At 30.3% G+C, this 12,723-nt stretch carries 8 protein-coding genes and 1 tRNA gene; 5 read left to right on the top strand and 4 right to left on the bottom strand.

Translation table 11 applies throughout. The features are described 5' to 3' along the window. Nucleotides 1-24 precede the first annotated feature (24 nt). Nucleotides 25-1,884 carry a M61 family metallopeptidase gene (locus tag DPIF8902391_RS06115; RefSeq protein WP_172505321.1) on the bottom strand — a complete coding sequence of 620 codons (1,860 nt, stop codon included), beginning with the start codon at nucleotides 1,882-1,884 and terminating at the stop codon, nucleotides 25-27. Between the two features lie 125 nt (nucleotides 1,885-2,009). Here DPIF8902391_RS06115 and DPIF8902391_RS06110 point away from each other — a divergent pair, with 125 nt between their 5' ends. After that, the gene (locus DPIF8902391_RS06110; protein ID WP_242037264.1) at nucleotides 2,010-4,145 is read left to right on the top strand and encodes a YgiQ family radical SAM protein; all 2,136 of its coding nucleotides are present in this window, start codon (nucleotides 2,010-2,012) and stop codon (nucleotides 4,143-4,145) included. 165 nt (nucleotides 4,146-4,310) lie between these two features. Next, nucleotides 4,311-5,138, top strand: a complete 828-nt coding sequence (locus DPIF8902391_RS06105) for a GIN domain-containing protein (protein WP_172505320.1) — start codon at nucleotides 4,311-4,313, stop codon at nucleotides 5,136-5,138. Between the two features lie 88 nt (nucleotides 5,139-5,226). On the opposite strand, the gene DPIF8902391_RS06100 is transcribed toward DPIF8902391_RS06105, so the two are convergent. The 3 genes from DPIF8902391_RS06100 to DPIF8902391_RS06090 all read right to left on the bottom strand — a co-directional run bounded on the left by DPIF8902391_RS06100 (nucleotide 5,227) and on the right by DPIF8902391_RS06090 (nucleotide 7,516). Next, nucleotides 5,227-6,150, bottom strand: a complete 924-nt coding sequence (locus tag DPIF8902391_RS06100; protein WP_172505319.1) for a hypothetical protein — start codon at nucleotides 6,148-6,150, stop codon at nucleotides 5,227-5,229. A 50-nt stretch (nucleotides 6,151-6,200) separates the two neighbouring features. Further along, nucleotides 6,201-7,283, bottom strand: coding sequence for a DUF6688 domain-containing protein (locus DPIF8902391_RS06095; RefSeq protein ID WP_172505318.1), 1,083 nt, complete (start codon nucleotides 7,281-7,283; stop codon nucleotides 6,201-6,203). A 148-nt stretch (nucleotides 7,284-7,431) separates the two neighbouring features. Next, a tRNA-Ser gene (locus DPIF8902391_RS06090) sits at nucleotides 7,432-7,516 on the bottom strand. A gap of 497 nt (nucleotides 7,517-8,013) precedes the next feature. On the opposite strand from DPIF8902391_RS06090, the gene DPIF8902391_RS06085 reads away from it, so the two are divergent. The 3 genes from DPIF8902391_RS06085 (at nucleotide 8,014) to DPIF8902391_RS06075 (ending at nucleotide 12,644) form a co-directional block, all read left to right on the top strand. Further along, nucleotides 8,014-9,579 (top strand): type I restriction-modification system subunit M, encoded by a 1,566-nt coding sequence (locus DPIF8902391_RS06085; RefSeq protein ID WP_172505317.1) that lies wholly within the window; start codon nucleotides 8,014-8,016, stop codon nucleotides 9,577-9,579. Then, nucleotides 9,576-10,853, top strand: coding sequence for a restriction endonuclease subunit S (locus tag DPIF8902391_RS06080; protein WP_172505316.1), 1,278 nt, complete (start codon nucleotides 9,576-9,578; stop codon nucleotides 10,851-10,853). Before DPIF8902391_RS06085 ends, DPIF8902391_RS06080 begins: the two co-directional genes overlap by 4 nt. A 159-nt stretch (nucleotides 10,854-11,012) precedes the next feature. Then, a complete protein-coding gene (locus DPIF8902391_RS06075) occupies nucleotides 11,013-12,644 on the top strand; it encodes an ATP-binding protein (RefSeq protein WP_172505315.1) in 1,632 nt (543 codons plus the stop codon). The last annotated feature ends 79 nt before the right edge of the window (nucleotides 12,645-12,723 follow it).

Raw genomic sequence — 12,723 nt, 5'->3', positions numbered from 1 at the left:
TATAGAATAGTGAAATCGCTTTTGTTAGTTTTTTAACCAAGCGTTTCTTAAAATTACTTTTTTGTTATCCGCAGATAATTTTTCAAGAACTAAACCAGTACTTTTAGTAGTTGGCTGTGTGTAATTTGCTGATAATTTTAAAAGTTTTCCGTTTCTAGTAACGTCTAATTTTATAATATCGCCTTGTTTCCATTGCATTGTTTTTCCTAAAATAGGACGGATGTTTTCTAATGATATTTTTTCATTATTAACGCTTTCTAAAACATCGCCAGCTTTAATACCTAAGGCTGTTAATGCTGAGTTTGTTCTGATGGTAAAAAATACTTTTTTATTACTATTTACAGAAATAAAAGGCTGTCCTTTTGAATCGATAAAATAGGCTGAATTTTCTGTTTTTGTTTGGTTTTTAACCCCCACTTTTTCAAAATAAGTAGCGTAGTTAATTGGCGTAGCGCCTTGTACATGATTTTTGAAAAATTCGCCAACAGTAGGGTAGGTCATTTTTACAATTTCAGCAATAATATTTTCATCTTTAAAGGCCTTATTTTTTCCGTATTTTTTAGATAAATCAAGCATTAAGTTTCGAACTCCGTAGGTTCCGTTGCTTTCTTCTCTTAAAATAATATCTAAACACATACCTATTAATGCGCCTTTCTGATATACATTATTGTAGTTTTTAGCATATTTAGGTTCTAAAATGTTTTTACTCATTTTGGTAAAAGACATGGCATCGTTATAATTTAATGACCCAGCAATTTTTGAATTCATTTCATTGATAAATTCATCTTCAGAAATTAAACCTTGATTTACCTGAAAAAGATTGGCAAAATATTCGGTCATTCCTTCGTACATCCATAAATGTTCTGACATTTTTGCTTGGTTAAAATCAAAAGAATGAATTTCTTCAGAATGTACAGATAACGGAGAAACAATATGGAAAAATTCGTGGGATACTGTTCCGTTAATCATATTGCTAGCAAATTGTTTTTTGCTCATGGTTTCAGGATAGACAACCGTTGTAGAAGACCTATGTTCTAAAGCGCCATATCCTTGAAATTTATACATTTCAGGATCAAATAAATAGACTAAAACATTGTATTCATTTGTAGTTTCAAAACCTTTTAAAAAGTTGGTTTGAGCGGTCATCATTGTTTTTAAAGCCTCCTTTAAATCGGTTGCTTTGTGCGCGTTGTTAGGCGAATAAATAGCTAAATTTACTTCAATTCCGTTCACCGTAAAACTCACGTTATTAAGTGGCGCATACATAATCGGATTGTCTGAAATTTCATCATATCGAGGTGCTAAAAACACATCTTTACCGTTATCAGTTTTTGAGGTGTTTTTATTGATTAATGATGAGGTTTCGTATAAATGGGTAGGATGCGTTATTGAAATTTGATAAGGCAATTCTTTTTTATCATTAAAATAACCAATAAAACCAGGTAAATTTAATAAGAAATTTTTGTCTTCTTCAATATTTGTACCTGCCATTACATAGATATTATGGTCTTTTTTTGAATCAAAGGTATCATCAACCCAATACGATATTTTATCCATGTTTTTGGCATTGTTAATTTGCCAAGAGTTTTCGTTTAGTTTTTGAATCGCTAATTCTTTTCCGTTATAATCAAAAGCTTTAAAATCTGAAACAAACTTCCCATAATTACTCATGGTGTAGGTTCCTGGAACAATTGCAGGAATATTATAAATTACAGTTTCTTCTTTTATTTTCTGTGGATTTATAGCAACCATTATTTTATCATCAACAACCGTATTTAAATCGATGTTTACCGCAATGGTTTGGTTGTTTTTTTGTATCGATTTATAGGTCGAACAGCTAGCGAATAAAGCTAAGGAAACGAATCCAAGTATAATTTTTTTCATGAGAATATTTTGTTAGGTATAATTAGTGTCCTAAAAATAGGATAAGTTACATTTTTTATTACTAAATTTAACATCTTTTTTTAAGCTTGGTAATATCAACTAAAACGTTGTACCTTTGCAGCGGCATGGGAATAAGACGAGTTTCAGATTGGTTACCGACTACAAATAAGGAGGTTAAGTTAAGAGGATGGGAAGAATTAGATGTAATTCTCTTCAGTGGAGATGCATATGTAGATCACCCATCATTTGGTCCGGCAGTAATAGGACGAATACTAGAAAGTTATGGTTTGCGAGTAGCAATTGTACCACAACCTAGTGTAAATGATAATTTACAAGATTTTGAGAAATTAGGAAAACCCCGCTTATTCTTCGGAGTAACGGGCGGATGTATGGATCCGATGGTGAGTAATTATACGGCAAGTAAACGCCGTCGTGATAAAGACGCATATACACCAAATGGTGATAAAGGGTTTCGACCTGATTATGCAACATCGGTATATTCAAAAATATTAAAAGAAAAATTCCCTGACACTCCAGTTTTAATTGGTGGTATTGAGGCTTCATTGCGTCGTGTTACCCATTACGATTATTGGTCGGATAAATTATTACCAACTATTTTAGAAACTTCTAAAGCAGATATGTTGGTGTATGGAATGGGTGAGCAACCTTTACGAGAAATTGTAGAGCTGTTACAAAAAGGGGTGCCGTTTTCGAGTTTAAAAACGATAAAACAAACCGCTGTTCTTATTGATGAACATGAAAATGTTCCGAAGAATAAAAATTGGGAGGATGTAGAAATTAATTCTCACGAGGCTTGTTTAAAGGATAAAAAAACATTTGCATCGAACTTTAAGGTAATAGAGCAGGAGTCGAATAAATTATATGCACGTCGTATTTTTCAAAAGGTTGGTAATAAAAAACTGATGATTAATCCGCCGTGTGCAACAATGACCGAAGGAGAAATTGATGCTTCTTTTGATTTGCCTTTTACACGATTACCGCATCCAAAATACGATAAACGTGGACCAATTCCTGCGTTTGAAATGATTAAATTTTCAATAAATATTCACCGTGGATGTTTTGGAGGTTGTAGTTTTTGTACAATATCGGCACATCAAGGAAAATTTATTGCTAGTCGTAGTCAAGAATCGGTATTAAAAGAAGTCGATACCGTTACTAAAATGGACGATTTTAAAGGATATTTATCTGATATTGGTGGGCCTTCTGCGAATATGTATCAGATGAAAGGAAAAATCCAATCTATTTGTGATAAATGTGTGGCGCCTTCTTGTATTTCGCCAGTAATTTGTAGTAATTTAGATACTTCGCATAAACCATTAACAGACCTTTATAAAGCTGTTGATGCGCATCCGAAGATAAAAAAATCATTTATTGGAAGTGGTATCAGGCATGATATGTTGGTGCCAGAATTCAATAAAAATGCCGACCCAAAAGAGTTAGATGCCTATACAGAAGAGGTGATGACCAATCATGTTTCGGGGCGTTTAAAAGTAGCGCCAGAACATACTTCTGACCCTGTTTTAAAGTTAATGCGTAAGCCATCATTTAAATATTTTCACATGTTTAAAGATAGGTTTGACCGTATTAATATCAAGAAAAAATTAAAGCTTCAGTTAATTCCTTATTTTATATCGAATCACCCAGCCTGTGAAAAAGAAGATATGGCAAATTTGGCTGCCGAAACAAAAGATATGGGGTTTCAGCTAGAGCAAGTGCAAGGGTTTACGCCTACGCCAATGACAGTGGCTACCGTAATTTATTACAGCGGATATCATCCTTATACGTTAAAACCAACAAAAACACCGAAAACAGCCAAGGAAAAGGAAGATCAACATCGATTTTTCTTTTGGTATAAAAAAGAAAATAAAGATTGGATTCGTAATACGCTGAACAAAGTAGGACGAACAGATTTACTTAAAAAATTATTGCCTGAAAATAATTCGTGGAAAAAGAATACAGGAGCAAAAGATGCTAAAAATACCTTTGATGATGCAGTTCCTTTTAATAAGCGAAAAAGTAAAAATTACCGATCGCCTAAAACAGCTGTAAAAAATACAAGAGATACAAAAAGTACTAAAAATCAATTGGATGAAAAAGTGCCTTTTAATCAACGTAAAAATAAAAATTATAGAGCGCCTAGAGTAAACGCAAAAGAAAGCCAAAATAACGGTGGTTCTAAAACGGAAGCGAAAGAAACTAAAAAATACAGCGCTCCTAAAAACAAAAAAAGGAGAAGGTAAATTTGTTTTTGAAAGCGTAAAAAATATTTAAAGTCAATATAAACCTAGTGTGTAAAAGCGCTAGGTTTTTTTTATGAGGATTAAATATATAACTAGTGACTTACTGATGGTTTAGGGGTCTTAAATATGGTTTAATAACCTTAACTATAATTTAAAATTAATACCATGAAAAAAATAATTTTAGTCGTGTTTTCAGTAATGATTAGTACCGTAGTACTTGCTCAGGATAAACAGAAAATTAAAGGAAATAAACAGGTAATAACAACGAGTAAATCTATTGATAAAGCGTTTTATAAAATTGAAATTGACGATGCTTTAGAGCTAAGTATAAATCAGGCTACTAAAAACAGTTATGTATTAACTACGGATAAAAATTTACACGAAGTTATTAATTTTGTAGTAATAGACAGTGTTCTTAAAATTTCAACAACACATAAAATAGCAAGGAGTAAAAAACTTAAAATAGCATTAGATTTTGTAAAACTTGAAAAAATCACCTTAAAAAATGGGGCTAAAATAAAAGGAGACGGAGTATTCAACTCAAAAGTAATGCATATTGATTGCTATAACTCAAGTGAGTTTGAATTAGATTTAAAAGCGGAAGAAGTTACTGTAAATATGCTTGGAAAATCAAAGGGGGCGTTAAAAATAAAAGCAACGAATACCACTTTTTTAATGTCGGATAAAGCAAGGCTAGAGGCTCATGTTTTAGCCGATAATGTTACCGCTAAATTAATGAATTCAGCCGATTTAAGTTTAGAAGGAGAAGCTAAAAAAGCAAGCTTTAGTTTAAAAGAAGCTGCTGATATGAAAGCAAAGGAAATGAAAATTTCTGAGCTAGATGTATATACTTCAGGGAGTGCAGATGCTTCTATATATGCAGGAAAAAAGTTAATTTTATATGCCCAAGGTAAAAGTGAAGTAGCAATATATGGCGAACCTACAATAGAATTAAAAGGTTTTAAAGGGACGGCTAAACTTTTTAAGAAGTAAGCAGTAACCCAAAAGTATCATTTATTTTAAAAGCTATATTACCTAGGTAATGTAGCTTTTTTTATGCGTTTTTTGAAATAATAAATGATTAATAATATTTATATATGTGTTTGATTTTGTTATTTTCAATTACTAAAACACGTTTGTTTTTATCGTATTTAGTGAGTAAAGCAGGACTGTCATCTTTGTATAAAATTTTATCTAATTTTACCGAATTGGAATTTAAATCCATAGCATAATTGGTGAAATAAGTATTTATAATTTTACCATTATTATCTAATTTATATCCTTTGATAAAAAAATATGTACCAGCTATTGCTTTTATTAATTTTATAGTTGACAGATTTTTATTAAATGTATAATATTCAATAAAGTTACTATCAATAGGTTTATTATAATTTGTTTTAATAATTTCGCCTTTATTATTATAACTGAATTTATGACTAAATGTATTATTAGAGACTATTAAGTTCTTGTTATTAGTTTCATATTTTGTAATCGTATTTTTATCTGTAGCAAAGTATGTTAGATATTTTGTTGATTTTATCCTTTTAGAATTTTTGTATGTTTTGGTTTTTTTAATATAGTCAATTAAACCATTTTTATTATAATTAACTTTATACGAGCCATTTCTTTTAGAATATAAAGAGTCTAATTTGCCTTTTTTATCAAAATAGTAATCGTATAACTCATATTTTGTTGAAGAAGTAATCTGCCTAATATTTTTAGGAATATTGTAAACACCTTCAATATTCATATAATAACTTGGGGCAATATCTTTAAAAATCAATTCTTCGGATAATTTATTTATAAGATTATTTTCTATTATAAATTCATTATTTGAGTTTTTAAGCGAAATATTTAATGAGTTTTTAAATGTAATATTAGTTTCTACTTCTTCGACTTCTTCTACTTTTTCTATTACTTCTTTTACTACGGGTTTTGTGGTTTTACAACTATATAAAACAGCTATTAATGATATGTAGCATATTAATTTTAGGTATGTTTTCATATTAAATTATTGATAATTAGTATGTAAAAGTACTGGGTTTTTATAAAATGTTATCTGTATTGTCTTTTGATTAATTCTTCTGGCTTCGTGCAAAATAGATATAGAAAAATAATAAAGAACCATTCTAGTGGTTTCATTATTATGTATGTTACATCAGATTTGAAAGGCGTATTTATAACTTTGGATAAATTATAGCCGTAAGTATCATAATTTTTACGAATAAAATGATGTGTTTTCGGGTAATTAACTTGAATTAAATCTTCAAAAGCATTGGCAATCATTAATTGCCTATTTATTACAATTGGTTTTCCGTGTCTTTTTCCTATTCTTATCGGTTTTACAATACTTGGGTTTCCTCGTGCTGCAACAGTACATAAATAGTGTCCTTTATGGTCTAGTGCTGGTGGATGTGATTGTTGAGAAAAACGCCAAGTTGTAGTATCAGTAAATACCTTTATCATGCTGTCAGCATCTTGCCCAAATAGCATTAAAATGATGGTTATCACACAAAAAACAGGAAAAATTAACATTAGTATTAGTAAGGGATATGATTTTATTTTGAAAAGTGTTTTATGTAAATAATTTAGAATCGAGTTTTGGTATTGATACTCATCAAAATGATTAGCGACAGTATTAAAACTTTTAGCTAATATGTAAAAAGAAGTAATGCTAGATATAAAAGGATAAAATAAAAAAAATGTTATTGCATTATTGTTTGTTGAGGTATTAATAAGCGAGGCGGAATTGAATTCAAACATATCATTTGAATAGGATGTTTGAAGGATGATAAAAACATTTAAAACAATACCAATAACGACAAAAACAGTTGCAATACCCCAAGTAAGTGGTGGTAGTATTTTACTTTTCTTCCAAATTAAAATTTTAGAAATAACATATAATATGTAAAAAACAAAAACAGTGAGCATATGTTTTTGCCCAAGAGGAGTGTAGCCTTGGTCCATTGGATCTATGGCTATGTTGTGTTCAGCACTAACTAGCAAGCAAAACAGAAAAGGAATAAAAGTAATTAAATGAATTATAACTGTAATAATAGTACCTGCTGATGCTTTTAATTTAATAGCAAAAAAGAGAGATATTATAAATAATAAGAAAATAATTAGTAAAAATTCCATAATATAAAAGTGTTCTGCTTTAGTATTATGAGCTAAGTTATTAAAAATAACTAAAAAGAAAAATCTTTTGATAATGAAGTTTAGAAATGATAAAAACCTTGTTTTTAGGACAAAAAAAACCGAAACAACTAAATGTTTCGGTTTTGTGCGGAGAAAGAGGGATTCGAACCCCCGGTACCTTGCAGTACAACGGTTTTCAAGACCGCCGCATTCGACCACTCTGCCATTTCTCCAGACCTGCTAAATAAGTATTAGTTGTTAGCGGTTGCAAATTTACAACCTTTTTTTTGATTATTGCAAGTTTTTTAAATATTTATTTTCTTTAGAGGTTATTTAAATTTCATCTGAAAAAATTTTGTAGTATAAAAACAGTAAATTGAATTTGTCAATTCGAGTGATTTTAATGACTAAAAGGAATTAAAATTGTATCGAGAATTTGAATTGTTTTATATTGATGAGTTTTGAGGATAAAAAAGTTCTCGATACCATTTTTTTGAAGGAAAAAATCACTCGAACTGACAGTTTTTGTCAATAAAATTATTATTGAATAGCATTGAAAAAAAAATATAACAGAAAAATAAGAAATCGCATCCTGATTTGCCGAAGTTCTCCTTTTGATGCGATGCTGAACTAAATTAAGTATGACGTTTATTTTATTTTAATAGGCTTTTTTACAATAAAAATTTATATTACCCCTAGAGTAAACACAAAATAATTCATCAAAAATTAAATGACTGACAATAAATTAAATAAAGATATTCTTAACTCTTGGCTTTGGGATTCGGCAAATATATTACGTGGAAGTATTGATTCTTCTGATTTTAAAAACTACATTTTCGGACTGCTTTTTTTAAAACGCTCTAACGATGTTTTTCAAGAAGAGGTAGAAAATATCATGAAAAATGATAATTCTTCAAGAGAAGATGCCCAAGATGAGGTGTTTTTTAAACTTCCTAAAAAAGCTCAATGGCAATATATTACCGAGCAAACGGAAAATATCGGTGTTATTATAGATGAAGCTTTTGGTGCTATTGAATCTGAAAATACAGATTTAGAAGGCGTAATGACAGCCACTAAATTTGGCGATAAAGAAATGTTAAGCGATGACCTTTTAAAACAATTATTACGTCATTTTAATAAATATTCACTACGAAATGACCACTTAGAATCGAACGATTTGCTAGGAGATGCCTACGAATTTTTAATCAAAGAATTTGCCAATGATGCAGGGAAAAAAGGTGGCGAATTTTATACACCTCGTGGCGTGGTGCAACTTATTGTAAACCTGATAAAACCACAACCAAAACAATCTGTTTACGACCCCACTTGTGGCTCGGGAGGAATGTTAATAGAATCGGCACGATATATCGCACAGCAACCTAAAGGCGAAATTAATGGAAATATAAATGTAAGTTTATACGGACAAGAGAAAAACCTAAGTACTTGGGCTATCGGGAAATTAAATATGTTGCTTCACGATTTTAACGATGCCAAAATAGAAAAAGGCGATACTTTAGTAGCTCCAAAACATTTTAACAGCGAAAACGAACTAAAATTGTTTGATCGTGTGGTAGCAAATCCGCCGTTTTCTATGAGTGGTTGGTGGACTCCTGCCGAAAAAAATATTGAAACTAAAATTGATAAAAACGGTAAAGAAAAGAAAATAACGCCAAATTATAACAAAGTAGTAAGCGATAATAAATATGGGCGTTTTCAATACGGAACACCGCCAAGAGCTTATGCCGATTTAGCCTTTTTACAACACATGATTGCGGTATTAAAACAAGACGGAAAAGCGGGCGTAGTGTTGCCACACGGTACACTTTTTAGAAGCGGTACAGAAGGAAAAATAAGAAAAGCTTTGCTTGAAAATGATTTAATAGAAGCAATTATAGGCTTGCCATCGGCACTTTTTTATAATACGGGAATCCCTGCGAGTATTTGGGTTATCAATAAAAATAAAACCGAAAATCAGAAAAATAAAGTTACTATTATTGATGCTAGTGCTGATTATAAAGATGGAAAAAATCAAAATGAATTATTAGACGAGCATATCAATAAAATTGTAAACGCATACGACAAAGCCATCGAAATTGATAAATATATGCGTATCGTTTCGATGTCTGAAATTGCAGAAAACGATTATAACCTAAATATTTCTCGTTATATTGATACCAGCGAACCCGAAGAAATTATTGATATTAAAGCCGTGCATCAGCATTTAGCCGAGTTACATAAACAAGAAGCCGAAATTGATGCGAAATTAAACGAGTTTTTAAAAGAATTGGGGATATGAAAGTAGGATATAAAAAATCGGCTTTGGGAGAAATTCCTGTGGATTGGGAGGTTGTGAAATTAGGGAAAGTTTGTAAACTAAAAGGTGGTTTTGCTTTTAAAAGTTCCGATTCCTGTGAAAATGGTATTAGATGGGTTAAAATTGCTAATGTTGGTGTAAATAAAATTAAATGGGATGATAAATCTTATTTACCTTTTGATTTTCAAATTCGTAATAATGACTTTGTTTTACATGAAGGAGATATAATTTTAGCAATGACAAGACCAATTTTAAGTGGTAAACTAAAAATTGCTAGAATTAGTAAATTTGATTCAGGCTCTTTATTAAATCAAAGAGTCGGGCGTATTGTAGAGGATGAAAATTTAAATAAAAATTTTGCGTATCAAGTTTTTAATTCGTCTTCATTTATAAATTTAATGGAAAAGGAATTAACTGGAACAGACCCTCCAAATATAAGTTCTTCAATCTTCGAATCCTTAAATATTCCACTTCCCCCACTACAAGAACAACAAAAAATCGCAGAAATTCTAAGCACCGTAGATGCTAAAATATCAATAATAGACGAACAAATTAGCGAAAATAAAAACTTAAAAAAAGGATTGATGCAAAGCCTGTTATCCAAAGGAATTGGACATACGGAATTTAAAAAATCGGCGTTGGGTGAAATTCCAAAGAGTTGGGAGGTTGTGAGATTGGCGGAAATAGGAGAATTTTTTAAAGGAAAAGGTATTTCTAAATCTGAAATATTAAAAGAAGGTAAATATTCATGTATTCGTTATGGTGAAATTTATACAATTTATGATACTATTATTTATCAATTAAAATCATTTATAAACCAAGATTCAGCAGATAAAAGTAATTCTTTCAATAGTGGAGATTTACTTTTTACAGGTTCAGGAGAAACAGCAGAAGATATAGGTAAATGTGTAACTTATATCGGAAATGAAAAAGTTTTTGCGAGTGGAGACCTTATAATTCATCGACCAAATAAAGGAAATTCAAAATTCTTATCATATACGATGAATAGTAGTATAGTTAGAAATCAGACAAAAAAATTAGGACAAGGAAATTCTGTTGTACATATTTACACAAAACATCTTTCAGAAATAACATTTGCACTTCCCCCACTAAAAGAACAAGAAAAAATCGCTTCAATTTTAAATTCCGTAGATGAAAAGTTAGGAGTTTTATCAGAAAAGAAAAGCTATTATCAAAATCTTAAAAAAGGCTTGATGCAACAGTTATTAACGGGGAAAGTTCGAGTTTCGGTTTAAAAGATGAAATAATTACATTAGGAAAGTAGAACGGCAAGGGGTTAAAATCCCTTGTTATTTGGAGGTTGTTTAAAAAAAAGGTGTAAAAAATGAATAAATCAGTTTTTATCGACCAAAAACCGATAAATAACGAGTAATTGGTCGATAAAAAAAATAATTATGGAAGAAAATAGTCATTTTGATAAAAAATCACTGAAACTTATTAAAGGTTCAACTGCCGACTGGAAAGAGTTAGCAAAAGACTGTGTTTGCTTTGCCAATGGTGTTGGAGGCGAAATTCATATTGGTATTGAAGATGAGGAAGATTTTCCTGATGCAACACAAAAAATAAAACCTCGATTAATTGATGAAATAAATAAAAGAATACCACAACTTACTTTAAATGTAGGAATTATCCCATCTATTGAAAAAGCAGAAAATGGGGGAGAATATATCAATTTAAAGATTTTAAGAAGTAGCCAAACGATTGCTTGTACGTCAAATGGGAAATATTATATGCGAGTTGCCGATGAATGCCGACCTCTTATGCCTGAAGATATGACAAGAGTTGCTTCGGAAAAACAAGCTTTTGTTTGGGAAGAAAAAGTAGTTCGTAAAATTTCAATAGAAAATGTCGATTTTTCAAAAAGAGATAGGCTTTTATCTGATATTATTAATTCAGAGCGTGTAAGTAATTTCGTAAGAGAAATGTCTCGAGAAGAGCTTTTAGACTATTATTTATTAACCTCAAAAAATTATGTAACCAACTTAGGTCTTTTGTGGTTTGGAACAAGAAAAGATAGAGCATTATTACATTATGCGCCTACAATTCAATTTATTAAATATGATGAACAAGGCAATAAAATAAACAAAATGCTTTGGGATGATTTTACAAAAAACCCAAAAGAATTATTAAATGAAATTATTGGATTGCCAGATTGGAAAGAATCCGTAGAAATATCAGATGGACTTTTTAGAAAAACAATTCCGAATTATGATATTGAAGTTATTCGAGAAATAATCGCCAATGCATTGGTGCATAAAGTGTACACTATGCGAGGAGATATTTTTATAAATTTATATCATGATAGATTAGAAATACATTCGCCTGGAAGACTACCTTTAGGAATTACACCTTCAAATATTCTCTCAAAATCGGTACAGCGTAATCAGCATTTATCTAAAATATTTCACGATTTAAAATTGATAGAAAAAGAAGGTAGCGGTTATGATAAGATTTTTGAAATTCAATTGTTTAACGGGAAATCAGAACCTTTAGTGGAAGAATGGGACGATAGAGTTATCGTAACTTTAAAAAAGCAAATTATAAGTAAAGAGGTTGTTCGTTTAATGTCTAGGGTAAATGATGAATTTAATTTGAATCAAAAACAAATAATAGCTTTAGGGCTTATTGCACAAAGTGGTGCTATTTCAGCCATTAGGTTATCAAAAAAATTATGCGTTCGTACTAATGATTCTTTAAAATATTGGATAGAGAAATTACTTAAAAATGATATAATTTTAAGTAAAGGACGAACAAAAGCAAGAGAATATTCTGTAAATCCTGAATTGTTAAAAAATATAGATTTTAAAGGTGTAACAGATTTAAAGAAAATTGAATCACATCGTTTAGAACATCTTATTTTAGAAGATTTAAAAATATACCAGCCTTGTTCTAAATCAGATATTCATACTAGAATAGGTTTAGAGATTCATGAAAAAAAATTGAAGCGCTCAATAGATAAATTAATTAAAGAAGGCGAAATTCAACAAATTGGCGAAAATAGATGGCGAAAATATCGTTTATTATAAATATTCCTATTGGACATTCTATTGGACAAATAGTGTTTATTTATTTGATTTTGTCCGATAGAATTAAGATAGATAATTG

The organism is Tenacibaculum finnmarkense genomovar ulcerans, assembly GCF_900239495.1.
GTDB lineage: Bacteria > Bacteroidota > Bacteroidia > Flavobacteriales > Flavobacteriaceae > Polaribacter > Polaribacter ulcerans.
Note: the sequence above shows the minus strand (reverse complement) of the source record. Positions and strands in the feature narration are given on the sequence as shown.

Bases quoted from the DNA above. Each gene is read 5' to 3' on its own strand.
- DPIF8902391_RS06105 (WP_172505320.1), top strand. From the start codon at position 4,311: ATGAAAAAAATAATTTTAGTCGTGTTTTCAGTAATGATTAGTACCGTA.
- DPIF8902391_RS06080 (WP_172505316.1), top strand. From the start codon at position 9,576: ATGAAAGTAGGATATAAAAAATCGGCTTTGGGAGAAATTCCTGTGGAT.
- DPIF8902391_RS06110 (WP_242037264.1), top strand. From the start codon at position 2,010: ATGGGAATAAGACGAGTTTCAGATTGGTTACCGACTACAAATAAGGAG.
- DPIF8902391_RS06100 (WP_172505319.1), bottom strand. From the start codon at position 6,150: ATGAAAACATACCTAAAATTAATATGCTACATATCATTAATAGCTGTT.
- DPIF8902391_RS06095 (WP_172505318.1), bottom strand. From the start codon at position 7,283: ATGGAATTTTTACTAATTATTTTCTTATTATTTATAATATCTCTCTTT.
- DPIF8902391_RS06085 (WP_172505317.1), top strand. From the start codon at position 8,014: ATGACTGACAATAAATTAAATAAAGATATTCTTAACTCTTGGCTTTGG.
- DPIF8902391_RS06115 (WP_172505321.1), bottom strand. From the start codon at position 1,884: ATGAAAAAAATTATACTTGGATTCGTTTCCTTAGCTTTATTCGCTAGC.
- DPIF8902391_RS06075 (WP_172505315.1), top strand. From the start codon at position 11,013: ATGGAAGAAAATAGTCATTTTGATAAAAAATCACTGAAACTTATTAAA.